This is a genomic window from Streptomyces sp. NPDC046862 (assembly GCF_040704615.1).
Classification (GTDB): Bacteria; Actinomycetota; Actinomycetes; order Streptomycetales; family Streptomycetaceae; genus Streptomyces.
Genome location: NZ_JBEYXP010000008.1, coordinates 179,020 through 204,909, shown reverse-complemented (window position 1 = coordinate 204,909; position 25,890 = coordinate 179,020). Strand labels below are relative to the sequence as shown.

Here is a 25,890-nt window from a genome sequence, read left to right as displayed (position 1 = left end):
TGGTCGTCCCCGTTCACCCTGCGCCGGATATGTCAATCTGGGCGAATCTTGTCTCACTTTATCCAGATCGCTACGAAGCGGCCCGCCGTACAGCGATCCCCGGGGCGATTTCGTCGATCAGGCCGCGAACGCGCTTTTCGATCTCGTCGCGGATCGGGCGGACCGCTTCCACTCCCTGTCCGGCGGGGTCGGGGAGCTCCCAGTCGAGGTAGCGCGTGCCGGGGAAGACCGGGCAGGTGTCACCGCAGCCCATCGTGATCACTACATCGGACGCCTGGACCGACTCCACCGTGAGCACCTTGGGGACCTCGGCCGAGATGTCGATGCCCGTCTCGGCCATGGCCCGGACGACGGCGGGGTTCACGGCGCCGGCCGGGGCGGAGCCGGCGGAACGCACCTGGACGCGCTCTCCTGCCAGGTGGGTGAGGAAGGCGGCGGCCATCTGCGAGCGCCCGGCGTTGTGAACGCAGACGAACAGGACGGACGGGGTGGACGGGACTGGTGGGACGGACGGGACGGACGGGCGTTGGCCGGCAGGCGTCATGGCGGGTGTCTTTCCGGGCTCGGTGGGTCAGGAGCTGGAGGGGGCGGCGAGTTCGGGTTCGCCCTCGGCGAGGACGGCGCCCGTCCGGTCCGCGGTGGAGTGGGCGAAGACGGTGGCCACGAGGGCGAGGCCGAGTACGCCGCCGGCGGCCTGCGCCACGATGAACGGGCCCACCGAGGCGGGTGCGACGCCGGCGAACGTGTCGGTGACGGCCCGGCCGATCGTGACCGCCGGATTGGCGAACGAGGTGGAGGACGTGAACCAGTACGCAGCGCCGATGTACGACGCCACGGCGACCGGCCCGAGGTGGGCCCGGCCGGTGCGGGTGAGGCCGAAGACCAGCAGGACGAGCCCGGCCGTCGCGACCAGCTCGCCCAGCCACAGGTGACCGGCGGAGCGGTCGTGGGTGGACCACCGCACCAGCGGCCTGGCGAACATGGCGTCGGCCAGGACGGCACCCCCGATCGCTCCGGCCGTCTGCGCGGGGACGTACGCGGCCACGTCCCGGAGGGTCGGCCCGCCGGGAGCGCGGCGGCCGGTGAACCAGGCCGCGAGCGTGATCACGGGATTGAAGTGCGCGCCGGAGACCGGCCCGAACAGTGTGATGAGCACACCCAGGCCGAACACGGTGGCCAGGGAGTTGGCCAGCAGCCGCACGCCGATGTCATCGGTCAGCTCGGTGGCCTGGATGCCGGATCCGACCACCACCGCGACCAAGGCGGCCGAACCCACCGCCTCGGCGAGGGCCCGGCGCCCGAGCGACGCGCTCACGCGGTCGCACTCGCCGTCCGCGTGGTCGCCCTCGCGGTCTGCGTGGTCGCATCCGCCGTCCGCGCGGTCGTCAGGAACGCGGACAACCGGTCCAGGGTGCCGGGAAGCATCCAGTAGTAGACCCACGTACCGCGCCGCTCGCAGTCGATCAGGCCCGCCTGCCGCAGCAGCTTGAGGTGATGCGAGATCGTCGGCTGCGACAGGTCGAAGGCCGGGGTCAGATCACACACGCAGACCTCGCCGCCCGCTCGCGAGGCGATCAGCGACAGCAGGCGCAGCCGGACCGGGTCGCCGAGCGCCTTGAAGATCTTCGCCAGGTCGGCCGCCTGGGCGTCGTCCAGAGGCGCGGTCAGCAGCCCCGGGCAGCAGTCGGCGGCCCCTTCGTCCTGCCCGAGCACCACAAGCTCTTGATTCGACATCCTTCTATGTTGACGTTTATCGATGCAAGGCGCAAGCTCTGAATTGAGATACATCAATGCAAGCTGATGGGAGACATGTCATGCCCCGCGCCCAACTCGCCCTGCGCGTCAGCGACCTCGAAACGTCGATCGCCTTCTACGCGAAGCTCTTCGGCACCGAACCGGCCAAGCGGCGTGAGGGCTACGCCAACTTCGCCATCGCCGAACCCCCGCTCAAGCTCGTCCTGATCGAGGGCGAGCCCGGCGAGGAGACGCGCCTGGACCATCTCGGCGTCGAGGTCGAGTCCACCGAACAGGTCGACGCCGCCACCACCCGGCTCAGGGAGGCCGGCCTGGCCACCTTCGAGGAGAACGACACCTCGTGCTGCTACGCCCTCCAGGACAAGGTGTGGGTCCACGGCCCCGGCAAGGAGCCCTGGGAGGTCTACGTGGTCAAGGCCGACGCCGACACCCTCGGCAAGAACGCCGCCCCCGAGGCCGCCGGCGAGGCCGACGGCGACGGCTGCCGCACCGGCCGGGCCGACGAGGAGGCCACGACAGCCGCGGGATGCGCCTGCGGCCACTGATGGACGCGACGGCCCGACAGCCCCTCAGCGGCTCAGGGCGCATACCGTTCCTAGAGACTGAGCGGTAGTGAGTCCTGTTGCCAGGATTCATGCTCAGCCGGACGCTCCGAACGGTGTTGGGCGTCCTGGTCGCCCGCTTTCGCTCCGCATCCGGCGCGCACGGATCGTGTCCGTGGCCCGGGGATGCGGGGGCGGGGTTCCTCACGCCCCGGGACGCCTGATCGGGACTGGACGGTCCGATGCCCCACACGATCACTCTTCGTCAGGGGCCACTTGCGCACGGCCCACTGCTCGCTGTCGTGGTCCCGCCCGGCCGCGCGACGGGCTTTCAGATCCCGGGAGGCGAGCGTGCCCAGGTGGTCACCGACCAGACGCAGCACCTTCTCGTCCTGCACCGTCAGGTGCTTGAGCCGGTAGAGCGCGTCGCTCAGCGCGAGTGCGTGAGGCCCTGGAGGGCGGCGGTGAAGGGTACGGCGATGCGGTCCACCGGACCCCCACGGACCTCACCTCACCGCGGCGCTGACTGCTCTCGATCAGTTTCGTTCCCAGAGCCGCCAGGCGCCGCGCGGCCGCGGCGCCAGGCCCCCAGAGGCGGTGGGCTCGTCACCCGTGGGGAGATCCAGCCCGTCATGAAAACGGCTTACGACATCGGCCAGTTGGGCACCGCTCTCGGCGACCTCATCGGCAACGAGCGGTTCGGAAAGATCGTCATTTCGCGCCGAGGCGGTCTTGCGCTGCGTCGATCCCGCCCCGAGGGGGTCTCGCACTGACACCCCACCCCCGTCATTCAGCCGCCGCATCCAGTGACTCCCGCATCGCCTTCGCGGTGGCCGTCGGGTCGTAGCCCTCGGGGACGCCCTCGACCAGGATGATGTCGCCCTCGATGTGCCGTGAGCGCAGTGGGGCGATCTCCTGGTAGGCGGGCGAGTCCCACCAGGCGCGCGCCTCGGCGAGGCCGGGGAAGCCGATCACCACGACGCTCCCGGGCCAGTTGCCCTCCATCACCTCGTGCCGCGTGACGTGCACGAGGAAGCGGCCGCCGTACGGCTCGAAGGTGGTGGGGATGCGCTCGATGTACTCGGCGATCTCCGGGTGCGGGGCGGCGTCCCGCAGGTGGGCCATGGCGTAGGCGGGCATGGTGTCGGTGTCCCTCCGGTCGGTCGCGCTCCGTGTGGCTGGAGCGTGGCATGACGGGGCACCGGGGGCCATTACCCGTCAGGTAAGCGAGGTTCCACCAGGGGGCTCCTCCGGGGCGTCACGCCACGGCCTGTCGCCCGTTTCCCCTCACCGAGGCGATCACGGTGGAGACGACCGCCGTCGCGACGAGGCTCCCCAACATGACCATGCCCACGCCGACCATGTACAGGCCGCTGGCGTCGTCCGACCAGTCGTAGTAGGCGGCGGCGGTGAGGCCGGCCGTGGTGCCGAGCACGCACGCCGCGATGTGGCGCCGGGACGCCGCCCAGTACACCGCCGCGAGAAGGGTCAGCACCAGCCCGATCACCTGCCACGCCTCGTACGGGCCGGTCGTCGAACCGTCGGGATGCACGTCACGGTGCTGGTCCCAGCCCAGCCACGCGGCCCACGCCCCCACCGTCACGGCAGCCAGCAGCAGGAACGACAACAGCTGGCGACCAGGGTTCAGAAGTCCTTGACTCATGGCTCCAGCGTTCCGGTTCGCCCCGCCGCCGACCAGGGCTCATCTACTCAGTTCCACCCGAGTACATGAGCCCTGAGTACCTCGCGCTCCGCCCCGTCAGCGCGTGCTGCTGGGGATCACACAGTTCTTCGGCTGTTCCCGGCCCGTGGGCCAGCCCAGGCCGACGAACTTCAGTTTGCCGGAGCCCTCGCGGCCGGGGTCCAGTTCGACGACCGCGGCCGGCTTGTCGTACGCGTTGCCGCCGCTGGTCAGGCATATCAGGCCGCTCGTGCCCGGCACCCGGTGGCGGGAATGGAGCAGCGACCACTGCCTGCCCACGTCCTCGAGGCCGGGCTCGGCATCGGCGGCGCCCCGCTGTGCCTGGTGCAGTGCCTTGCCGATGGTGACGAGGCCGTCGTACACGAGCATCGTCCGGGAGTCCTCCAGGTTCGGGGTGGAGCCGAGTTTCGTGCCCTCGCTCTGCGTGGCCCGCATCCGGTTCCTCAGGGTGTCCAGGGCCTGCGCGGGTTCGGTGAGGTACTGGGGGAGCTGCGCCTCGGTGGGCCTGCGACCGTGCTCCGCCTCCCACTTCGTGCGCCAGCGGGCCAGCTCGGTGCTCCAGGCGGCCGGGTGGGCGGGGGCGGCGTACTGCACCGTCACCTTGGCCCGGCCGTCCTCGCCGCGCAGCTGTGCCCAGTCCTTCTCCGTCATGATCTGGCGCAGCGAGGCCGCGTCGGAACCGCTGACGATGGTGTAGTGCCGGTCCTTGCAGCCCACCTGGGCGAGCTTGAGCGCGAAGATCCGCATGTGCAGGGTGCGTCCCGCGAAGTAGACGATGTCGGCCTCGGAGTCACAGATGTTGTTGGCCGTCTGCGTGAACTGGTTGCCGGTCGAGCCCGGCTCGTCGATCGCCGGGGACTCGAAGGACATCGCGGCGGGGCCGGGCGGGCCCTTCTCCTCGATTCCGCTGAACGCCTTCGCCAGCGACTCGGTGTAGGCGTCGGGGCGCTTGTCGTAGACCAGCACCGTCTTGAGGTTCTCCCGGCCCCGTTCGCCGTTGAAGTTGGCCAGCGCCCGGGCCGCGTCGTGGTTGGTGGGGATGATCCGGGCCAGGCCGGGGAACCGCAGCTTCGCCATCCCGTCCGCCGCGTCCTCGTTCGCGATCCGGTCCCCGCTGATCCGGGAGGCGAGCACCGGGACGTCGTGTTCCGTCAGGCGTTTGACGGCCGCCTCCGTGGCGTCGAGGCTGAGGTTGAAGCCGGTGACCGCGCGCAGTCGGTCGTCGGGCGAGGAGGCCATCCGCAGGAGGGTGTCGACGACCTTCGCCTGGTGCCCGTAGTTCCGCCCGGGGTTGGCCAGCACCAGCCGGATCTTCGGCGGTTCCCCCTCCCCCTCGTTGGCCTGCCGCTGGCCCAGATACGCGCCCTGGAGGTCGCTGCGCATCTGGCGGCGCAGCGCCGGTCTCTCCGACTGGAGCGGCAGCATCATCGCGACCGTGACGTACGGCTGGTCCTTGATCCTCTTGTTCTCGCGGGCGATGGCCGCGGCGACGTCCTGGATCTCCCGTGTGCCGAAGTCGTAGCCCTCGCCGTTGACGCCGACGCACTCGCCGTCGACGCGCTCGATGCCGTCGGCGCAGGTGTCCGGTTTCTGGAGGATGGAGGTGAGGAGCCAGAAGCCCACCGCGAACGTCCCCGCGGCCAGCAGCGCGTAGAGGAACTTCTTCCATCTGGGCATCCCCGTTACCTCCGTCGCCCGAGCTGTTGGGTGCAGGTGCAGCGCAGCAACGGCTGCTCGTTCTCCGCCAGGCCGCTCCATTCCGTGGCCGTCCTGCTGAGCTGTCCCGCGCCGTCGAACTCCATGATCGAGAGGAGGTCCAGCAACTTGGCCAGAGTGCGGGCCGTCTCCCTCCCGGTCGGCCTGGTCCGCTCCTCGCACAGCCACACCGCGTGCAGCAACTGGTCGACGGTGCGCAGCAGTGCCTCACCGTCCACGGTCACCAGGCCCTGGGCACGCTCGCGCCGGGCGTCCGCGCCGCCCGGATACGGGGCCTGGGCGATCTCCAGCAGTTCCGCGCACCACTCCCGGGGGCGGCCGGGCAGCCGGGCGGCCAGATGGCGGACCACGTCGTCCGCGCCGCCAGATACCAGGTGGTGGTTCATCCGGTGCGCCGTGACCGAGCGGAACGCGCCGCCGCCCTGCACCGCCCCTCCGCGGCCCGACGCCGTCCTGAGACCCTGTACGGCCCCTCCGCCCGGCGCCGCCCCGAGGCCCTGCACCGCCCCTCTGCCGGTCACCGGACCTTGGCCCTGCGCCCCCTCGCCGTCCGCCGAGCGTCCCGCGTAGTGGTCCCGCAGCAGGTGGTGGTCGGCGTACCAGGCGGCGCCATCGGGGCTCAGCCCGTACAGCCGGTGCACCAGCAGCTGGCGCAGCCCGAAGTCCCCGATGAAGTGCCGCTCGCAGGCGGGCCACCCGGTGTCGGTGAGCAGCTGGGAGACGTGATGTGCCGTCAGGTGGTGGACGCGGCCCGACTGGTGGTGGCGGAGCAGGACGTCCGCGCACTCCTCGTCGTGCGCCACCGACAGATGGGTGAGCAGATCGAGCCACTGGTCGTGGTGCTCGGTCGGTAGGCGCACCGGCAGCTGGTCCAGGACCAGCTCCTTCAGCAGCACCTCCGCCACCGGCTGGTCCGAGGCGCCGTCGCCCGGGAGCCGTAAGGAGGCGGCCAGCAGGTCCCGGTCATTGGCGTCCGCCGGCATACGGAAGGACGCGGCCGCGTCGGCGAGCCGGATGACCGTGTGCGGTCGTCCGCCGCTCAGCCGTGCCACGGCGGCGTCGACACGGCGACGGTTCGTGCCGCCCTCCGGCTCCGCCCGCTGCTGTCTTCGCTCGGTCTCCCGGCGGAGCTGGTCGCCGGTGAGCACCGGCATGCGCAGCAGGAGCACCCCGCCGGCCAGCGGTGCCCGCTCCGCTCCCGAGTCCGTGCGCCGGGTCCACGCGGGCGGGCCGCCGTCGGCGGGCCGGAACTCCGCCGGACGCACCGCCTCCCGTGACGGCAGACCGCCGTACAGGAAGGCGCCGCCGTCCGCCCGGCGTGCCGTGCCCACGATCACCACGCGGTCGCGCTGCCCGCCCCGGCGGTCGGCGAGCACGGCCCGTAACAGCCGCTCCCCCAGGGGCGACTCGGCGTGGTCCAGCAGCAGCCCCGGCCGGCCGACCCGGCGCATGTAGCCGGACAGCGAGGCGTACGCCGCCTCCAGGTCCTCGCGCAGCGCCCGGAAGAGGAAGCTCTCCGCGTCCTCCCGGGCGGCGCCGCCGGCCTGGAAGTCGGCCGCGAGGTTGCGCAGCCCGTGCCTGGGCTGACCGGCCGCGCCGGGATACGCGCCGTAGATCCGCTCCAGTTCCGCCCGGCCCCTGGGCGCCACGCGCTCGAAGATGGCGTCCAGCAGCGCGTTGCTCACGGCCGCCGAGTACGGGTCGAGCTCCTGCCCTGAGAGGGTCGTCAGGAGGTTCCGGATCGTTCCGCGCAGGACGCCCCGCCAGAAGTCGCCCGTCCTCAGGCCGGGGATGCGCTGCTTCTGGGCCAGTCCCTCGTACCGCTCGATCTCCGTCGCGACCGCCTCGGGGGTGCCGTCGGCGACGCCGGTGGCGATCACCGCGAGGCCCGTGAAGAGACGCGGGAAGGCGAACGAGCCGCCCGTCCCCTGCCAGACGCTCAGCCGTCGGGCGACCTCGACCAGGACCTCGGTCGCCTCCGAGCGGGCGCCCGGCTCGGGCTGCGCCCGGTCCCCGTACAGCGGTGAGCCGCAGTCCAGATGGATGACCGGCACCTTGGTGGCGAAACGGTCCCGCACCGTACGCAGCAGCCGCCCCTTGCCCATCCCCGGGCCGCCGGTGAGCAGCACCACCGGAAGGTCGGGGCCGTACAGCGGCTCGCGGCCGGCGCCCGACGGTGATCGCGCGAACAGACGCGCGAAAAAGCCCTCGTCGCTGAGGAGTTTCTCGAACCCCAGGTCTTCACACACGGACCCCCCATGAATCGCTCGCCCGCCCGAGGGACGGATGACCGGTGACCGATGTGCCAGAAAAGAATCAGTGGAACACGAACCCATCTGGTCGGACAACGATGCCGACGTGAAGAAGGAGTTGATGTGTGGTGAGTGCGCCACCCTGCGCAAGTCGCGCTCCAGGGCGGGGAGTTGATGTCCCGTGTCCTCGTCGCCACTACGATCACCCGTCATGGACTGGCTCGAGCGCACCGCGAAGCTGAGGCAGTGGACCAGAAGCGGCACCCGCGCCCCGCACAAACCGCTGCTGTTCCTGTACGCCCTCGGCCGGTTCCAGCAGGACGCGGACGGCGAGCTGCGCTACAGCGCGGTGGAGGAGGATCTGAAGCACCTGCTCGCCGAGTACGGTCCGTCGAACAGGACGACGCCCGCCTACCCCTTCCATCACCTGGTCAGTGACGGAGTGTGGGAGGTCCGCACCGATCGTGGACCGGGCAGCCCCGGAACCGGGGTGCGGGACCTGCGGGAGACCGGCGCCGCGGGGCGTCTCGCGCCGGAGCTGCGGACGGCGCTGCGGCGGGAGCCGTCGCTGCTGAGCCGGATGGCGCGGGTCCTCCTCGACCTGAACTTCCCTCCCTCGCTCCACGAGGAGCTGTGCGACCTGGTCGGTCTGGAGCCGGAGCAGGCGGAGACCGCCCGGATCCCGGGCGCGCGCGGGCAGCGGGACCGCCGTATGCGGGAGCTGGTGCTGACGGCCTACGAGTACCGGTGCGCCTTCTGCGGCTACGACGGCCGGATCGGCGCGGTACCGGTCGGGCTGGAGGCGGCGCACGTGCGGTGGTGGGCGTTCGGCGGCCCCGACGACATCGACAACGGGCTGTGCCTGTGCTCGCTGCACCACAAGCTCTTCGACAAGGGCGTCCTGGGCGTGGGCGACGGCCACCGGATACTGGTCTCGCAGCGCTTCGTCGGGCACAGCCCGGCCGCCCGCGACCATGTCACGGCGCTCGCGGGACGCCCGCTCGTCGGCCCTCAGCCGGGCATCCGCTCCATCGCGGCGTCCCACCGCTCCTGGCACGTGAGCCAGGTGTTCAACGGCAGCCCGAGGCCCGCCCCGGCCACCTGACCCGCGCGGACCGGACCGTCTCAGCCAGTCCCCCGCCCCCGCCTGAACCGGTCGGCCGCCTCCGCGAGGTCCACGATCGGGGGCGGGTGGTCGGCGCCGGTGTCGGTCTCGGTGTCGGTGTCGGTGTCGGGAAGCCAGCGGCGTACGTACTCCCCGTGGGGGTCGAAACGGCGGGCCTGGGTCAGGGGGTTGAGGACGCGGTTCGGGCGGGTGTCCGTGCCGGTGCCGGCGGCCCACTGCCAGTTGAGCTGGTTGTTGGCGATGTCGCCGTCCACGAGGAGGTCCAGGAAGTGGCGGGCCCCCACCCGCCAGTCCACGTACAGCGTCTTGGTGAGGAAGCTCGCCGCGAGCAGGCGGGCGCGCCCGGGCATCCAGCCCTCGTGGCGCAGTTGCCGCATGGCCGCGTCGACGACGGGGTAGCCGGTGCGGCCGTCCCGCCAGGCGTCGATCTCCTTCGTGGCGTGGCGCCAGCGGTCGTGCCGGGGGCGGTAGTCGTGGGCGGCGGCGTCGGGGCGGGCCGCCAGGACCTGGTGGTGGAAGTCCCGCCAGGCCAGTTGGCGGACGAAGGCGTGCGACCCGGGGTTGTCCTGGGCGCGGGCCCGGTGCAGCAGTTCGGTCGGGGAGAGGCAGCCGAAGTGCAGGTAGGGGGAGAGCCGGGAGGTCGCGTCGGCGGCCAGGTCGTCGTGCCGGTCCTCGTAGTCGGCCAGCGGGCCGGAGAGCCAGGAGCGCAGCCTTCGGCGGGCCTCGGTCTCACCGCCCTTGGGAAGTCCCGGAGATGTGGGGCCCGGCGCGAGGGACCGAGCGCTCGGCAGGTCGGCCGAGGTGACGTCCGGCACGCGTACCGCGTCCGGTGCCGGCAGGACGCGGCGTCCCGAGAAGCCCTCCCAGCGGCGGAAGTACGGCGTGAAGACCGCGAAGTGGTCCCTGCCCACGGGCGTCAGCGCCCCTGGGGGGACGACGGTGACCGAGGCGTCGTGGACGTGCAGGGCGCGTCCGTCGCCCGACAGCTTCGCGCGCAGCCGGTCCTCGCGCCGCGCCGCGTACCGGCTCACCCCGCCCGCGAGGTGCACCGCCCCGGCCCCGGTCTCCGCGGCCACCCGGCCGGTCTCCTCGACCACGTCGCCGACGCGCACCACCAGCCGGCCGCCGCGGGCGCGCAGGGCCGCGTCGAGGTCGGCCAGGCTGTCGGCGAGGAACGCCGCCCGGTTGGGCACGAGGAAGCCGGTGCGGCGGATGCCGGTGTCGACGACGAAGAGCGGGACCACGTGTTCCGCGTCCTTGAGGGCGGCGGACAGGACCGGGTTGTCGTGCACCCGCAGGTCCGCGGTGAACAGGGCGACCGAGACGCGCACGGGCACCTCTCCATGGGCTCAAGGGGTACGGGCCGGTTCGGGGACGGCCGACTCGGCCGCGGCGGCGATGTTACGGGCCATGCCGCCGAACACCGTGGCGTGGAAGGGCGCCACGCCCCACCAGTACGCGTGTCCGACCAGGCCGTGCGGATGGAACAGGGCCCGCTGCCGGTACACCGTGCGCCCCCGCGGGTCCCGGTCGACGGCCATCTCCAGCCAGGCCAGGCCCGGCAGCCGCATCTCCGCGCGCAGCCGGAGCAGCCGGCCCGGCTCGATCTCCTCCACCCGCCAGAAGTCCAGGCTGTCGCCGGTCCGGAGCCGGGTGGCGTCCCGGCGGCCCCGGCGCAGGCCCACCCCGCCCACCAGCGTGTCCAGCCAGCCCCTCAGGGACCAGGCGAGCGGTGAGGAGTACCAGCCGTTCTCGCCGCCGATCGCCTCCACGACCCGCCACAGGGCCTGCGGCGACGCCGCGACCGTGCGCTCACGGTGATCGGTGTAGAGGCTCCCGCCCGCCCAGTCGGGGTCGGTCGGCAGCGGGTCGCTGGGGGCGCGGGGCGTCGACGCCGACGACCATCGGGTGGCCACGTCCGCGTCCTGGACGCGCCGGAGGGCCAGCCGGATCGCGGTGTCGAGGGCGACCGGTCCCTCCGGCGGCTCCGGCACGTACCGGTCGATGTCCCGCTCGGCGCGGACCACCTCGTGCTTCAGCGACTCGACGAGCGGCCGCGCGAGGGCGCCCGGCACCGGGGTGACCAGGCCCACCCAGAGGCTGGACAGCCGGGGGGTGAGCAGCGGCACGGGGAGGATGACGCGTTTCGGGAGGCCGGCGACGGCGGCGTACCGCCGCATCATGTCCTCGTACGTGACGACGTCCGGACCGCCGATGTCGAAGGCGCGGTTCACGTCGGGCGCCAGCCGCGCGCACCCCACGAGGAGGCGGAGCACGTCGCGGACGGCGATCGGCTGGGTGCGGACGCGGACCCAGCCCGGGGTCACCATCACGGGGAGCCGCTCGGTCAGGTACCGCAGCATCTCGAACGAGGCCGAACCCGAGCCGATGATCACGGCGGCCCGCAGTACGGCGGTGGGCACCCCCGAGGCCAGGAGAATGCGGCCCACTTCGGCACGGGAGCGCAGATGGGGCGACAGCGCGTGCTCGGGCACTCCGGAAGGGGTCAGCCCGCCGAGGTAGACGATCCGCCGGACTCCCGCGGCGCGTGCCTGCTCGCCGAAGATCCTGGCCGCGCGCCGGTCGGTCTCCTCGAAGCCCCGCCCGGTGCCCAGCGCGTGCACCAGGTAGTACGCGACGTCCATGCCCTCCATCGCCGCCCGCACGGACGCCTCGTCCGTCACGTCGCCGCGCACGGCCTCCGCCCGCCCGGCCCACGGATGGTCGCGCATCTTGTCCGGGGAGCGGGCCAGGCAGCGCACGGAATGCCCGGCGGCCAGCAGCTCGGGCACCAGTCTGCCGCCCAGGTAACCGGTGGCACCGGTGACCAGGCAGCGCAGCGGCCGGTCGTCCTCGGTCATGGCGGGCTGTCGCCCTCGGTCATGCGGGCTCCGGGGGCCGGGTCCGGGATCGTGTCCGGGGGGCGTGTCCGGCGGTGGGCGCGGAGGCGGACCGCGCGAACGTCCATGTCTCTCCGAAGGCGGGTGCTGGGGGCAGGTGCCGGGCGGGCGCCCGGGAGGGGGTGGCGCAGGGAGGAGGTGGCGCAGGGAGGAGGTGGCGCAGGGAGGAGGTGGCGCAGGGAGGAGGTGGCGCTGGGAGGAGGTGGCGCGGGTGCGGACCTCTCAGCCCATGCTTGGGCGTGGGGCCGGGGCCCGCAACCTCACCGCGCGGACGACGTCACGGTTGCCGTCAGGACCCGTCCGGCTGGCACCGCGGGCACCACACCGTGCCGCGGCCCGCGATCCGGGACCGGCGCAGGGGGGCGCCGCAGCGCGGGCAGGCCGGTTCGGGGTCGTCGCGGTGACCGGTGAGCCAGGAGTCCCGCGGCGGGACGCGGCCCGCGGTGACCGCCGAACGCAGGGTGCGGCGCATCTGGGTGTAGAGGCGGCGGCGGTCGGGCTCGGTGAGATCGTTCGCGGGGACGGTGGGCCGCAGCCTCGCGCGCCACAGGATCTCGTCGGCCAGCAGATTGCCGAGTCCGGCGAGGACGGTCTGGTCGGTGAGCACCGTCTTGACCTTGCCTCGGCGTGAGGAGAGCGCCGCCGTGAACTCCGCGCGGTCCACCGCCAGCGCGTCGGGCCCCTGGTCCTCCAGCAGCCGCGCGACCTCGGAGTCGTCGTGGGCGAGCCAGAGGCCCCGGAGCTTGCGCTGGTCGCGGTAGTGGAGCCGGCGACCGCCGCTCAGGGCGAACAGGACGCGGTCGTGGGCCTCGACCGTGTCGTGGGAGGGGCCGCAGACCAGGCTGCCGGTCATCCCGAAGTGCAGCAGGAGCGTGGGGCCGTCGGTGCGGGCGAGCAGCCACTTCCCGTGCCGCTCCGGCTCGGTGAAGCGCCGGTCCACCAGCGCGTCCCGCAACCGCCGTGCGCTCACGCCGTGCAGGACACCGGTGTCGCGTACGACGACGTCCTGGACGGCCCGGCCCTTCGCACAGGACGCGAGCACCGTCCGGAACCCCTCGACGTCCGGCAGCTCGGGCATGGAGGCCGTCCTTCCCGCCGTTCCCGCCGTTCCCGCCGTTCCCGCCGTTCCCGCCGTTCGGTCAGGAACGCACATGTCCATGGTGGCCCCCTGGACGCGATACCTCGCGCCGGGGCTCAGCCGTCCGCCGCCCGGTGGAGGTCGTGCCAGACGGCGCTGAAGTCCTCGGGGTCCTCCTCCAGCAGGTCGGCGAGTCGCCGGACGAAGGTCAGCTCGGCTTCACCCTGACCGCTCCTCGTCTCCGAGGGAGAACACGTCCAGGTCCCCGTCGAAGCCCTCCGTGCCCAGGAACATCAGCTCCAGGGCGTCGGCCGGCCGGTCCTCGCGGCTGTCCGGGCCGTGCAGCGCCTGCTCGGTCCAGATGCACTTGCCCTTGGCCGTGTAGCGCGTGCCCCAGCGCTGTGAGAGGGCCGTGATCAGTTGCAGCCCGCGGCCTCCCTCGTCGGTGTCCGTGGCGCGGCGGATGCGGGGCATGGTGAGGCTGCCGTCGAAGACCTCGCAGATCAGCTCGGGGCCGTGCAGCAGACGCAGGCTGACCGGGCCCTTGGCGTGGCGTACGACGTTGCCCACCAGTTCGCTGGCCAGCAGTTCCGTGGTGGGCGTCAGGTCGTCCAGGCCCCAGGCCGCCAGTTGCTCCCGGACGTGGCGGCGGGCCTGGCCGGCCGCCTTCGGGTCCTCGGCGAGCGGCCAGGAGGCCATCCTGTCCCCGGTGAGGGCGTGGAGGCGGGCGACGAGGAGCGCCGCGTCGTCGGCCGCCTGGTGCTCGGCGGGGAGCAGGCCGGCCGTCAGGGTGTCGCAGAGGCGCTCCAGGTCCGCGCCGGTGCCGTTCTCGTGGCCACGCTCGTGCGCGGTGCGCAGGAGCCGCGCCAGGTCCGTCATTCCCTCGTCGATCTCGCGTTTCGCCGACTCGACGAGGCCGTCCGTGTAGAGCACGAGCAGGCTTCCCTCGGGCACCGTCACCTCGACCGTCTCGAACGGCGGCTCCGCCGCGCCCAGCGGCGGGTCGGCGGCCAGTTCCGGGAAGTGCACGGTGCCGTCGGGGTGGACCAGAGCCGGGGGCGGGTGTCCGGCGCGGGCGATGGAGCAGGTCTGGGTCGTGGAGTCGTAGAGCGCGTACAGACAGGTGACGTACGACTCCTCGCCCATGTCGCCGACGATGTCGTTGAGGTGACTCATGATCTCGTCGGGCGGCAGTTCGAGGTCGGCCAGGGTGTGGACGGCCGTGCGCAGACGGCCCATGGTGGCCGCCTCGGGCAGTCCGTGGCCCATGACGTCACCGACGACCAGGGCGACCTGACCGCTGGAGAGCGGGATGACGTCGTACCAGTCGCCGCCCACGTCCATGCCCTGCCCGGCGGGGAGGTAGCGGGCGGCGGCCTCGCACGCCGGCAGGTCGGGCAGGTCCGTGGGCAGCAGGCTGCGCTGGAGTTCGCGGGACCGGGTGTGCTCGGCGTCGTAGAGCCGGGCCCGCTCCAGGGCCTGCGCGACGAGGGCGTTGATCGTGTTGAGCAGGGTGCGCTCCTCGTCGGTGAGGCGGCGCGGCCGGTCGAAGGAGACGACGCACACCCCGAAGGTGTGGCCGGACGCCGTCAGCGGCAGGAACGCCCAGGCCTGCTTCCCGGCGCGGGTGGGCAGGTCGGCGTGCTGGGGTACGTACTCGGCGTACTCCTGCGGCGAGGAGATGAACACCGGGGTGCCGGAGTCGATCGCGTCCCAGGACGGGCCGTACCGCGTCCTGGGACGGTTGTTCACGAGGGCGATGAAGTCGTCCGAGTAGCCGACGGCCCCGACGTTGTGGAGCCGGTCTCCCTCGACGGCCTGCACCAGGAGCCCGCTGGCGTCGAACGGCGGCAGCACCCGCCGGGCGACGGCTTCCACCACGTCCCGTGAGGTCGTCGCCTTGGCGAGTGCCGCGGTGAGCTCGGCTATCCGGGCCGAACGCTCGGACGCGGCCAGCTCGGCCGAGCGGCGCTCCTGCTCCAGGCGGCGCCTCTCGGTGACGTCGGTGAAGTAGAGGGTACGGCCGTCGGGTCCCGGGACCAGCCGCATGTGGTAGCGGCGCCCGTCCGGCATGTGGACGTCGAAGTTGGTGGGCTTCTCCTCGGCCGCGGCCTTCCGGCAGCGGCTCTCCAGGCCGGGGGCCAGCCGCGCGGAGGGCAGGTCCCACAGGACGCGCCCGAACAGCTCCGCCTCGGAGAAGCCCAGCGTGCGCTCCGCCTCCAGGTTGGCGAAGGTGATCCGCCAGTCGTCGTCCACCGCGAGGAAGCCGTCGCTCATGTGGCGCAGGGCCCGGCTGAGCGCGTCCCGGGCGGAGCGGGGCTCGTTGCTGTCCCAGCCCACGCCGATCATCCGGAACGGTTCGCCGTTCTCGTCGTACGTGGCCCTGCCGCGGGCCTGCGTCCAGCCCCAGGTGCCGTCCAGTTTGCGCACCCGGTACTCGGCCTCGTAGACGCCGTGGTCGCGTATCGCCTGCTGGGCCGCCGCCAGTGTGGGTGCCAGGTCGTCGGGGTGGACGATCCGCATCCAGTTCTCGATCTTGCCGGTGAAGTCGGCCGGTCTGGTGCCGTACAGCTCCAGGGCGGCCTCGTCCCAGATCAGGTGGCCGGTCTGGATGTTCCAGTCCCAGGAGCCGACGCTGACCTCCTTCAGCGCCTGCCGCAGGCGTTCGCCGTTCAGTTCCGTCTGCGCGGGCCCGGACGGTGGCGGCGCCTGGGCCATGCGCTCCTCGGTCCAGGCGATGACGGCCCGCAGGAAGTCCCACTGCTCGGGGCTGGGCTCGCCCCGGTCGCCCATCAGGACGGTGAGCGCGCCGATGCTGCGGTCCCCGCTGAACACCGGGAACGCGGCCAGGCCGGTGCCGGGCCACACGACGTCACCCGCCTTTTCCCCCGAGGACGCGGAGGGGACGGAGGGAGCGGAGGGAGCGGCGTGCCGAAGCTCGTGCCCGGAGGATGTGAACGGCACCCACACGCCGCTGCCCTGGTGCAGGGCGCGGGCCGGGGCCAGCGGGCCCTCCTGGTCGACGATCTCCCAGGAGCGGGTCAGGACGGGAGGCAGGCCCGTGACCGACACCAGACGCAGCGCGGACATGGGGCCGCGCAGATGCATCGTTCCCCCCAGGGCCCCCAGTTCGGCCACCGCGTGCTGGAGTGCCAGCCGGAAGACCTCGCTTTCCGCGAGACCCGGATCCACCGTGCTGAGCAAGGCCAGCCGTGCGTTCATGAGCAAATTTTATCGTTGGCGAACGAACCGGTGCACTGTGTTACCGGAATCTCGCCCTCAGTTTCACCTCGCGCTCCAAAGTGCTCAACCACCCACCACCCGAACCGTGTTGTCTCGGACCACGCTGGGGTTCCCCACCCCTCCCCCGCGGGCACAAGATCCCTGATGCGAGGCGATCAAGGACATTCACAGCAGGCAACACGCCGGTCCCCGGGACGGGCGGCGCGGTAACGATCCATGAATAGATTCAAGGATCAACAATCGTCAGGGCTCAAGAACCGCCACCCGACCCCCGACCCGCTGAGGAGCGGCATGGACATCGGCGTTTTCATCCCCATCGGCAACAACGGCTGGCTCATATCGAAGAGCTCTCCGCAGTACATGCCGAGCTTCGAGCTGAACAAGGCCATCGTGCGGAAGGCCGAGGAGCACGGGCTCGACTTCGCGCTGTCGATGATCAAGCTCAAGGGCTTCGGCGGCGAGACCGAGTTCTGGGACCACAACCTGGAGTCGTTCACGCTGATGGCGGGCCTGGCCGCCGTGACGGACCGGATCAAGCTGTACGCCTCGACGCCGATCCTCGCGCTGCCGCCGGCGATCGTCGCGCGCATGGCGGCGACGGTCGACTCGATCGCCCCCGGACGCTTCGGGGTCAACATCGTGACCGGCTGGGCGCCGGGCGAGTACTCCCAGATGGGCCTGTGGCCGGGCGACGAGCACTTCGGCAACCGCTACGACCGCGCCGCCGAGTACGTCACCGTGATGAAGGAGCTGTGGAGCGAGGGCGTCAGCAACTTCAAGGGGGACTTCTACGAGATGGACGACTGCGTGCTGTCCCCCCGCCCGGCGAACGGCCACATCGACATCGTCGCCGCCGGACAGAGCGGTACCGGCATGAAATTCGCCGCCGAGCACGCCGACTTCAGCTTCATCCTGGGCAGCGGCGTCAACACCCCGCTCGCCCTCTCGGGCTCCACGGCGACGCTCATGGAGGCGGCGCAGCGGACGGACCGCGACGTCGGAGCACTCTCACTGTTCATGGTCATCGCGGCCGAGACCGACGACGCCGCCCAGGCGAAGTGGAAGGACTACCACGACAACGCCGACCTGGCGGCGCTGGCGTACATGGCGGGGGAGTCGGCGACGGACAGCACCGCCGACGACTCCTCGACCGCCAGGACCATCGTGCTGCCCGAAGGCGCCGTGAACTTCAACATGGGCACGCTCGTCGGTTCGTACGAGACCGTCGCGAGGATGCTCGACGAGGTCGCCGAGGTCGCCGGCACCAAGGGGATCATGCTGGTCTTCGACGACTTCCTCGAAGGCGTCGAGGACTTCGGCACGCGCGTCCAGCCGCTGATGAGGTCCAGGACGGGCCGCCCGGCCGCGGCCTGAGTGCTCGGCCGGGATCTGCGGACCCGGCCGCGGCCTGAGCACGGGGCTGCGGCCCGAGCACCGGCTCCGGCCGCGGCCCGAGTGCCCGCTCCGGTCTCACGGCCGCAGCCGCTCTCCCTGGTAACGCCGGGCCAGCCGGGCCAGGGCGACCGCGCCGAGGAGCAGCCCGAAGTCGCGCAGCGCGATGTCGTAGTAGCCGGGGATGGTCAGCAGGTTGACGATGATGCCGCCCAGCCAGGCGGCGACCAGCCAGCCGCCGAAGCGCGGGGCGAGAGCGACGACGACCCCGGCCAGGATCTCGATCACGCCCACCGCGTACATGGCCGCCTGGGCGCTGCCCGGAACGATGCCGTTGATCCAGGGCGCGAGGTAGTGGGGCCAGTCCACGAGCAGGTTGGCGAACTTGTCGAGCCCGAACAGGATCGGCGCCACAGTGAACCCGGTGCGCAGGATCAGGAATGCCTGGTAGCCGGGGTCGGCGAGCAGTGCCTTGCGGCCGGTCGGCGTGGTGGTCGTGGTGGTCGTGGTTGCGGAGGCCATGGCCTCTCCTCCTGTCGAGGTTCATGAGCTTCTGTGACCAGGAGCTTCTATCAACAACCTTCATTAACGATAGAAGCGGGCGTTCGTTCTTTAGTCAAGAGGAGTGGGTTTTAGACTGGAGTTCGTGAACGCCCCGAAGCACGCACACGACGCCGACACCAAGGCCGACGCCTCCGTCGTCGAGGCCGACGTCTCCGCCGTCGCCGCTCTCGACGAGCCGACCCGCCGACGGCTGTACGACCACGTCGTGCGCCAGCCGGCCCCGGTCAGCCGTGACGAGGCCGCCGCGGCCCTGGGCCTGGCGCGGCAGACGGCGGCGTTCCACCTGGACCGGCTCGCCGACGCGGAGCTGCTCGACGTGGTCTACGAGCGCCGCAGCGGACGCACCGGCCCGGGCGCGGGCAGGCCGGCCAAGCTCTACCGGCGCTCACCGAGGCAGGTCGCGGTCAGCCTGCCCGACCGGCGCTACGAACTGGCCGGTCGACTGCTCACCCAAGCCGTGGAGGAGTCGGACGCGACCGGCGAGCGCGTCCGGGACGTGCTGCACCGCAAGGCCGAGGAACTGGGGGAGCAGCTCGCCGGGCAGCACGACGTGGAGGTCCTCGAACTGCTGGAGCGGTACGGGTTCGAGCCGTGCCGTGAGGGCGACGCCGTGGTCCTCGCCAACTGCCCCTTCCACGCGCTGGCCCGGGAGCACACCATGACGGTGTGCGGTATGAACCTCCACCTGCTGCGCGGGGTGCTGCGCGGTTCACGCGAGAGCGGATTCGAGGCACACCTCGCCCCGACACCCGGACGGTGCTGCGTCCGGCTGGAACCGGCCGTTTAGACCACATTCAGACCCCGAAACACCCATCCACCAGAACCGAACAAAGTCCGACGAAGACATTGCTCGGGTTCTGTTCGGAGTCCTAGGGTGAGGCTCGGCTCAGCAGTTGCTTCCCACACCAGCACTTGCGATCTGACTCGACATCAACTTCCGCTTCGCACGGCGAGTTGAGCCCAGCCGACGCCAGTGGGCTCTGAACGCTCCCCTCAGTCCGTGCGGCGCGCCGTCGTACCGAGGAAGGCCACGGTCATGCCGCACCCGCACGACTCGCACAGCCAGAACAACTCGAACAGCTCGCACGGCTCAAACAGCTCAAACAGCTCGCACGGCTCGCACGTGTCTCCCCTCGCTTCCCCCCTCCCTCGGCCGGTCGTCAGTCGGCGGCGTCTGCTGGAGGGCGGAGCCGCCGTCCTCGGTGCGCTCGCCCTGGCCCCGTCGTCCGCCTCGGCCCTGCCGACCCGCCCGGGCACGGCGGCCGACGGCACCCCGGAGTGGAACGGCCACATCGACGTCTTCGAGGTCGGGACCCAGCCACCGCACACCACCCTCATGCCGTACGCGGACGTCAGACAGGCGCTGGACGGTGACCGCACGCGCTCGCCGTACCGGCTGAGCCTCGACGGGAAGTGGAAGTTCGCCTACGCGGACCGGCCCGACGACCGGGACGCCGACTTCCACCGCACGGACGTCGACGACAGCGACTGGGACAGCATCCCCGTCCCCTCCGTCTGGCAGATGCACGGTCACGACCGCCCGATCTTCGTCAACATCACCTACCCGTGGTGGGGGCCCAACGGGCTCGGCGAGGAGGCCCAGCCCCCGGCGGCGCCCACGCGCTACAACCCGGTGGGCCAGTACCGGCGGACCTTCACCGTGCCGCGCGGCTGGGCGGGGCGACGGACCTTCCTGCACTTCGAAGGCGTCAAGTCCGCGCACTACGTGTGGATCAACGGCGAGTTGGTGGGATACGCCGAGGACTCGTTCGCTCCCGCCGAGTACGACATCACTCCGCACCTGAAGTCCGGCACCAACCAGATCGCCGTGGAGGTGTACCGCTTCTCCGACGGGGACTGGATGGAGGACCAGGACATGATCCGGCTGAGCGGGATCTTCCGCTCGGTCTACCTCTACTCCACGCCGGACGTCCACCTGCGCGACTTCAAGCTGGACACCCCGCTGAGCGACGACTACACGGCCGCCGAGCTGTCCGTGACCGCGAGCGTACGCGCGTACGGGAACGGGAACGGGGGCGGCGGCCGGAGCAAGGGCGGCTACTCCGTCGAGACGCAGCTGTACGACTCCCGCGGCCACGCCGTCTGGTCCCGGCCGCTCCAGCAGGCCGTCGACCTCGCGTCCTCCCCCGCGGGCGAGGACGTGACCGTGCGGGCGAGCAGGGCCGTGCCCTCCCCCCGCCTCTGGTCCGCCGAGCACCCGAACCTCTACACCGCCGTGCTGCGGCTGCGCGATCCGGCAGGGAAGGTGATCGAGACGCTCTCGCACCGCGTCGGCCTGCGCGAGTTCGCCCTCAAGGACGGGCTGATGCGGATCAACGGCCGGCCCGTGTCCTTCCGGGGCACGAACCGGCACGAGATGCACCCCGACAGCGGCCTGGCGCTCACCCGCGAGCACCTGGTCAAGGACATGCAGATCATCAAGCGGATGAACATGAACACCGTCCGCACCTCGCACTACCCCAACAACCCGCTGTGGTACGAACTCGCCGACGAGTACGGCCTCTACCTCATCGACGAGACCAACCTCGAGACCCACGGCATCCGCGACCAGTACCCGGGCAGCCACCCCGACTGGACCAAGGCGTGCGTGGCCCGGGCCAAGAGCATGGTCCACCGCGACAAGAACCACGCCTCGGTCGTCATCTGGTCGCTCGGCAACGAGGCCGGGACCGGCAGCACCTTCGTCGCCATGCACGACTGGATCCGCTCGTACGACCCGACCCGCGTCATCCAGTACGAGGGCGACGACAGGCCCGCGATCAGCGACATCCGCTCGGAGATGTACGACAGCCCGTCCAGGGTCGAGCAGCGCGCGAAGGACACGAGCGACATCCGGCCGTACGTCATGATCGAGTACGCCCACTCGAACGGGAATTCGAACGGAAACTTCAAGAAGTACTGGGACGTCGTCCGCCGGTACGACGTCCTCCAGGGCGGCTGGATCTGGGACTTCGTCGACCAGTCGCTGAACTGGCCCGTTCCCGCGCGCAGGATCCTCACCGAGTCCGGGCCCGCCAGGCTGCGCGGTGAGGTCCTCCCCGCGAGCGGCACCTTCGACCGTGACAAGGGTGTCTCCGCCGCCACCGTCTTCGCCCGCGACGAGCGCCTCGACCTCACGGGCTCGCTCACCCTGGAGGCCTGGGTCACCCCGCACGTCACCGGCTACCACCAGCCGATCCTCGCCAAGGGCGACACCCAGTACGCCCTCAAGCAGACGAACGACTCCCTGGAGTTCTTCATCTACGGCGACGGCCAGTGGATCAGCACGAGCTGGACCCTGCCGGAGGGGTGGACCGGCAGCGAGCACCACATCGCCGGAGTCTTCGACGCGGACGCGGGCACGCTGGCCCTCCACGTCGACGGCGCCGTGAGGGCCACCAGGACCACCACTCGCAAGCCAGGCAACAACACCGCTCCCCTCGCGCTCGCCACCGACGTGGACAACCCGACCCGGGAGTTCAGCGGCACGATCCGCCGGGCGCGGGTGTACGCCCGTGCGCTGAGCGCGGGCGAACTCGCCTCCGACGGCCGCGGACCCGGTGACGAGGGCGTACGGTTCTGGTTCGACGCGGCCACCGTCGGACTCGCCGAGAAACGGCCCCGCGAGAAGACCTTCTTCCCGTACGGCGGCGACTGGGGCGACAACCCGAACGACGGGACCTCCAGCGCGGACGGCATCGTCACCGCCGACCGCCGACTGGGCGGCAAGGCGGCCGAGATCAAGCAGATCTACCAGGCGGTCAACGCGGCGCCGGCCTCCGGTGACGCACTGACTCCCGGTGCTTCCGGAGCGGCCCTCACCCTCACCAACGAGTACCTTTTCACCAACCTCCGTGAGTTCGACGGCCGTTGGTCCCTCGTCGCCGACGGGAAGGTCGTGGGACGCGGAAAGCTGAGCAGCACCCAGCTGGACGTCCCGCCCCTCAGCAGCAAGGACGTCACGGTGCCGGTGAAGCTGCCGGACGAACCGGCTCCGGGCGCCGAGTACTTCCTCCAGCTGTCGTTCACCACCAAGGAATCCACCCCGTGGGCGAAGGCCGGCTTCGAGGTGGCCAAGCAGCAGGTGCCCGTCGACGCCGACAGCCCCGCGGTGAAGCCCGTAGCGCTGGAGAGCGTCCCGGCGCTCCGCCACGAGGACGGCGACAAGGCCGTCACGGTGAAGGGCAAGGGCTTCTCCGTCACCGTCGACAAGAGCAGCGGCCTCATCACCTCGTACGAGGCCCGGGGCACCCGGCTCATCACCTCGGGACCCGCGCCGAACTTCTGGCGGGCACCCACCGAGAACGACCGCGGCAACGGCCAGCACACCCGCAACCAGACCTGGCGCGACGCGGGCACGAACCGCGCGGTGACGGACGTGAGCGTGCGCGCCCTGCGGGACAAGGCCGTGGAGATCAAGGTCACCGGCACCCTGCCCACCACCGTCGAGTCGGCGTACAGCACCACGTACACGGTGTTCGGCAACGGCGAGATCAAGGTCGACAACACCCTGCACCCGGGCGCCTCGTCCCTCCCCTACCTCCCGGAGGTCGGCACGCTGCTGTTCCTGCCGGGGCGTTTCGAGCAACTGCGCTACTACGGCCGCGGACCCGAGGAGAACTACTGGGACCGCAACGACGGCACGGACGTGGGCGTGTACTCCGGAACCGTCTCGGGCCAGTGGACCCCGTACATCCGCCCGCAGGAGAACGGCAACAAGACCGACGTCCGCTGGATCGCCCTGACCGACCGCGGCGGTGCGGGCCTGCTCGTCTCCGGCGAGCCTCTGCTGGAGGTCAACGCCTCGCACCTCACGCCCGAGGACCTGTCGTCCGGGGTGCGCCACGACTACCAGCTCACGCCCCGCGACGAGGTCGTCCTGCGCGTCAACCACCGGCAGATGGGCGTCGGCGGCGACAACAGCTGGGGCGCGCACACCCACGACGAGTACAAGCTCTTCGCCAACCGCGACTACGCGTACACCTACCGGCTCCGCCCCCTGACCGACCTCGACGAGGCGATGAGGGCCTCGCGACGGCCCACGGCGGGTGAGTTCGCCGACTAGCGCAACCAGCGCAACGAGGCAGGCAGTCAGGCAGGCAGTCAGGCAGGCACGAAGGCACGACCAAGGGCCCCGACCGGGAGAAGGCCGGCCGGGGCCCTTGACGGGAACGCGAACTCCGCACGGAACGCGCCCCGGAACGCGAACTCCGTCAGGAGACCTTCACGTTCTTCTCCACCGTGACCTGGTCGATGTCCGTCGTACGGATGGTGATCTTCATCGTCCAGGTGCCGGGGAGGGGCAGCTGGAGGGTGTCGGTCGCCCAGTAGCCGCCCCGGTTCGTGAGCTTGGCGTCGATGGGACCGACGTCCTGGGACTTCAGGGTGAAGGTCACCCGCACCTCGGGAACGGTCGCGATGCCGCCGTCGGGGCCGAAGAGCACCGCCTGGATCTGGTTCTTGCCCACCGTGGCGGGTGCGAGGTCGAGCTGGATCTTGCCGTTGCCGTTCGGCGTGCCGACGTCGAACGGGATGAGGTTGCTGGAGGCGGTGGGTTCGCCGGGCGCCGTCGTCCTGGACGATGCCGCCGACTCCGCCTCGGCGCGGCCGGGCAGCGTCACGGTCAGCACCGTCGTGATCACCATGACCAGGACGGCGACGGCGAACTCGGCGAGGACCGACCGCCGGAGGGCGAGGCGGTGGGCGTCGGCGGTGCCCTGGGGGCCCTCGCTGTCGGTGTCGGTGTCGGTGTCGGCAGGGGTGCCGTGGTCCGTCGTCGTCCCGTCCGTCGCCTCGGTCGTCCGTACGGTGACCTCGTCGCCCTCGGCCTCGGAACCGTCGGCCGCGCTCGTGTCCGCCGAACCGCCGCCCACCCGCTCGGGCACCCGCACCTCCACCCGCGTCTCTTCCTTCTCGGGCTGCCGCTCCCGTACGACCGCCGTCGCGCCCGCCGTCGCGCCCGCCGTCACCCACCGGGTCGTCCAGCGCCGGGAGAAGCCCGCGGCCACGAGCAGCAGGGCCACAGCGCACAGCTTGGCGACGAGCAGCCTGCCGTACGCCGTCCCGGTGACCGCGTCCCACGAGCCGAGACCTCGCCAGGACTGGTACACGCCGGTGACGACCAGCACGCTCACCGAGAGGAAGGCGAGCCGGGAGAACCGGGCGACCACGGTGGCCGACAGGTCCGCCGGGGCGCGGTACAACACGGTGAGCAGCGCCGTCAGACCGCCCAGCCAGGCCGCCATGGCGAGCAGGTGCAGCACGGAGGACGTCATCGCGGCGGGAACCTGGATCCCGGCGGAGGCGTGCTCGGCCGCCGCCCAGGTCAGCGCCAGACCGACGGACAGGACGACTCCGGCGGCGAGGACCGCCTTCCGACGGGCCCCGGTTCCCCCCGCCGCTCCCACTCCCCGGACGGCGCCGGCTCCCCGTACGAAGAAGAAGGCCCCCGCCAGCAGGACCAGCCGCGCCAGCAGAGCCATGCCGGGCCTGCTCGTGGCCGTGTCGGCCAGGACGGACGTGTCGAGGATCTCCGTGATGCCGGTGCCCCGTTCATAGGAGCCGCGCAGGAGGAGCAGGGCCACCGTGGAGGCGAGAAGCGCCGCCCAGCCGGCCACGAGCAGCGTGCGGAGCGCCGCGCTCAGGCCGCCGAGCAGCGCGGTGAAGACGGTCACGCCGATGAGGAGCGCGAGGCCGCCGTACGCCACGTACCGGGCGATGTTGTAGAAGGAGGCGACGACCGGGTCTTCCGTGGGCGTGGTGGCGACGGGCTTGGTCGCCGACGGCTCACCGACCGAGAAGAGCAGCGCGCCGGACACCGGGTGGCTGTCGGCGGAGACCACCCGCCAGGCGATCGTGTAGGTGCCGTCGCCCAGGTCGGCCGGCAGCGTCACACGGACCGTGTCGGAGCTTTTGCCCGCGCGACCCGGTTCGCCGGTCTCCACGGGGCGGTTGTCCGGGTCGACGACGCGGATCGAGTCGTCGAGGAGGCTCACGGACTCCGTGAAGCTGAGCGTGACCTGCCGGGGCGCGGACTTGAGGACTACTCCGTCCCGGGGGTCGCTGTCGCGGAGTGCGGCGTGCGCGGACGCCGTTCCCGCGCCGCCGAGGAGGAACAGGACCAGCACGGTGCCCAGCAGCACCAGGCGCTGAAGCCCGCGCCGTCCGTGCCGGGGGCCGTTGCGGTGGCCTCGTGGATCATGGGCTCCGGGGGCGCGGCCGGTGACGGCACGGCACCCAGCAGGTCCGTCGTCCCCGCGACCGCCTTCGCCTCCATGACTCCTCCGGCTTCCGAGTGGCCAGATGGTCGCGACACCGCCGTACGTCCCGTCGTCCCGTCGTCCGCCATCTCGCTCTTCGCCCCTCGGTCGGCCCACGTCGTGTCTCCGGATCCGTCGTTCATGGCTGTCATATACATACGGATGAGAAGGGCCGCGTGCTCACAGGCGCGGGACGGGTTTTCGCCCCCGCCGCCCCGCACCCTTCAGCCCCTCCGGCGTTTGAGGAGCGAGGGTCCGGGGCGGAGCCCCCGAACGGGGTCCGGGGCGGAGCCCCCGAACGGGGTCCGGGGCGGAGCCCCGAAAAGGGGGGCCAGGGGGCGCACCCCCCTTGGCCGGTGGC

Annotated in this window: 19 protein-coding genes and 1 pseudogene; 6 read left to right on the top strand and 14 right to left on the bottom strand. The window is 71.6% G+C overall.

The genetic code is table 11. The features are described from left to right. Positions 1 to 70: 70 nt before the first annotated feature. Genes AB0959_RS11610 through AB0959_RS11600 form a run of 3 tightly spaced genes read right to left on the bottom strand, consistent with a single transcriptional unit; the run spans position 71 to position 1,734 of the window. Positions 71 to 544: an arsenate reductase ArsC gene (locus AB0959_RS11610; protein WP_366826152.1), complete on the bottom strand. Its 474-nt coding sequence runs from the start codon at positions 542 to 544 to the stop codon at positions 71 to 73. 27 nt (positions 545 to 571) lie between these two features. Next, entirely contained in the window at positions 572 to 1,315 is a 744-nt protein-coding gene (locus AB0959_RS11605; protein ID WP_366826151.1) for an MIP/aquaporin family protein, read from the bottom strand. Beyond that, positions 1,312 to 1,734: a metalloregulator ArsR/SmtB family transcription factor gene (locus AB0959_RS11600; protein WP_366826150.1), complete on the bottom strand. Its 423-nt coding sequence runs from the start codon at positions 1,732 to 1,734 to the stop codon at positions 1,312 to 1,314. Before AB0959_RS11600 ends, AB0959_RS11605 begins: the two co-directional genes overlap by 4 nt. An 80-nt stretch (positions 1,735 to 1,814) precedes the next feature. On the opposite strand from AB0959_RS11600, the gene AB0959_RS11595 reads away from it, so the two are divergent. Beyond that, entirely contained in the window at positions 1,815 to 2,300 is a 486-nt protein-coding gene (locus AB0959_RS11595) for an ArsI/CadI family heavy metal resistance metalloenzyme (RefSeq protein WP_366826149.1), read from the top strand. Between the two features lie 50 nt (positions 2,301 to 2,350). Here the strand turns inward: AB0959_RS11595 and AB0959_RS11590 are convergent. Then, positions 2,351 to 2,560, bottom strand: a pseudogene (locus tag AB0959_RS11590) (hypothetical protein); the annotation flags it as partial. Between the two features lie 369 nt (positions 2,561 to 2,929). Between AB0959_RS11590 and AB0959_RS11585 the strand changes: the two are divergent. After that, on the top strand, positions 2,930 to 3,070 hold the full coding sequence (locus tag AB0959_RS11585; protein ID WP_366826148.1) for a hypothetical protein: 141 nt from the start codon (positions 2,930 to 2,932) through the stop codon (positions 3,068 to 3,070). Between the two features lie 13 nt (positions 3,071 to 3,083). Here the strand turns inward: AB0959_RS11585 and AB0959_RS11580 are convergent, their stop codons facing one another. The 4 genes from AB0959_RS11580 to AB0959_RS11565 all read right to left on the bottom strand — a co-directional run bounded on the left by AB0959_RS11580 (position 3,084) and on the right by AB0959_RS11565 (position 7,964). Beyond that, on the bottom strand, positions 3,084 to 3,437 hold the full coding sequence (locus AB0959_RS11580; RefSeq protein WP_366826147.1) for a DUF1330 domain-containing protein: 354 nt from the start codon (positions 3,435 to 3,437) through the stop codon (positions 3,084 to 3,086). A gap of 118 nt (positions 3,438 to 3,555) precedes the next feature. Next, on the bottom strand, positions 3,556 to 3,960 hold the full coding sequence (locus AB0959_RS11575) for a hypothetical protein (RefSeq protein WP_366826146.1): 405 nt from the start codon (positions 3,958 to 3,960) through the stop codon (positions 3,556 to 3,558). A gap of 96 nt (positions 3,961 to 4,056) precedes the next feature. Next, a complete protein-coding gene (locus tag AB0959_RS11570) occupies positions 4,057 to 5,676 on the bottom strand; it encodes an amino acid ABC transporter substrate-binding protein (RefSeq protein WP_366826145.1) in 1,620 nt (539 codons plus the stop codon). A gap of 5 nt (positions 5,677 to 5,681) precedes the next feature. Continuing rightward, the gene (locus tag AB0959_RS11565) at positions 5,682 to 7,964 is read right to left on the bottom strand and encodes a hypothetical protein (protein ID WP_366826144.1); all 2,283 of its coding nucleotides are present in this window, start codon (positions 7,962 to 7,964) and stop codon (positions 5,682 to 5,684) included. Positions 7,965 to 8,178: 214 nt separating this feature from the next. Here AB0959_RS11565 and AB0959_RS11560 point away from each other — a divergent pair, with 214 nt between their 5' ends. Beyond that, entirely contained in the window at positions 8,179 to 9,072 is an 894-nt protein-coding gene (locus AB0959_RS11560) for a phosphorothioated DNA-binding restriction endonuclease (protein WP_366826143.1), read from the top strand. Between the two features lie 20 nt (positions 9,073 to 9,092). Here the strand turns inward: AB0959_RS11560 and AB0959_RS11555 are convergent, their stop codons facing one another. From AB0959_RS11555 to AB0959_RS11540, 4 genes are all read right to left on the bottom strand, one after another. Beyond that, positions 9,093 to 10,424 carry a deoxyribodipyrimidine photo-lyase gene (locus AB0959_RS11555; RefSeq protein ID WP_366826142.1) on the bottom strand — a complete coding sequence of 444 codons (1,332 nt, stop codon included), beginning with the start codon at positions 10,422 to 10,424 and terminating at the stop codon, positions 9,093 to 9,095. An 18-nt stretch (positions 10,425 to 10,442) separates the two neighbouring features. Then, positions 10,443 to 11,954 carry an SDR family oxidoreductase gene (locus AB0959_RS11550; protein ID WP_366826141.1) on the bottom strand — a complete coding sequence of 504 codons (1,512 nt, stop codon included), beginning with the start codon at positions 11,952 to 11,954 and terminating at the stop codon, positions 10,443 to 10,445. A 328-nt stretch (positions 11,955 to 12,282) separates the two neighbouring features. Continuing rightward, positions 12,283 to 13,071, bottom strand: coding sequence for a DNA-formamidopyrimidine glycosylase family protein (locus AB0959_RS11545; RefSeq protein ID WP_366826140.1), 789 nt, complete (start codon positions 13,069 to 13,071; stop codon positions 12,283 to 12,285). Between the two features lie 219 nt (positions 13,072 to 13,290). Further along, on the bottom strand, positions 13,291 to 16,293 hold the full coding sequence (locus AB0959_RS11540; RefSeq protein WP_366826139.1) for a SpoIIE family protein phosphatase: 3,003 nt from the start codon (positions 16,291 to 16,293) through the stop codon (positions 13,291 to 13,293). 312 nt (positions 16,294 to 16,605) lie between these two features. Here AB0959_RS11540 and rutA point away from each other — a divergent pair, with 312 nt between their 5' ends. Next, complete coding sequence (gene rutA, locus AB0959_RS11535; RefSeq protein WP_366826138.1) at positions 16,606 to 17,688, top strand: pyrimidine utilization protein A; 1,083 nt, start codon at positions 16,606 to 16,608, stop codon at positions 17,686 to 17,688. 96 nt (positions 17,689 to 17,784) lie between these two features. Here the strand turns inward: rutA and AB0959_RS11530 are convergent, their stop codons facing one another. Beyond that, complete coding sequence (locus tag AB0959_RS11530) at positions 17,785 to 18,228, bottom strand: hypothetical protein (RefSeq protein WP_366826137.1); 444 nt, start codon at positions 18,226 to 18,228, stop codon at positions 17,785 to 17,787. Between the two features lie 124 nt (positions 18,229 to 18,352). On the opposite strand from AB0959_RS11530, the gene AB0959_RS11525 reads away from it, so the two are divergent. Together AB0959_RS11525 and AB0959_RS11520 are read left to right on the top strand one after the other, a co-directional pair. After that, positions 18,353 to 19,057: a helix-turn-helix domain-containing protein gene (locus AB0959_RS11525; RefSeq protein ID WP_366826136.1), complete on the top strand. Its 705-nt coding sequence runs from the start codon at positions 18,353 to 18,355 to the stop codon at positions 19,055 to 19,057. A gap of 336 nt (positions 19,058 to 19,393) precedes the next feature. Continuing rightward, positions 19,394 to 23,335, top strand: coding sequence for a glycoside hydrolase family 2 TIM barrel-domain containing protein (locus tag AB0959_RS11520; protein WP_366826135.1), 3,942 nt, complete (start codon positions 19,394 to 19,396; stop codon positions 23,333 to 23,335). Between the two features lie 148 nt (positions 23,336 to 23,483). Here AB0959_RS11520 and AB0959_RS11515 read toward each other — a convergent pair whose 3' ends face one another. Beyond that, positions 23,484 to 25,412, bottom strand: coding sequence for a copper resistance protein CopC (locus AB0959_RS11515; RefSeq protein WP_366826134.1), 1,929 nt, complete (start codon positions 25,410 to 25,412; stop codon positions 23,484 to 23,486). Positions 25,413 to 25,890 lie beyond the last annotated feature (478 nt).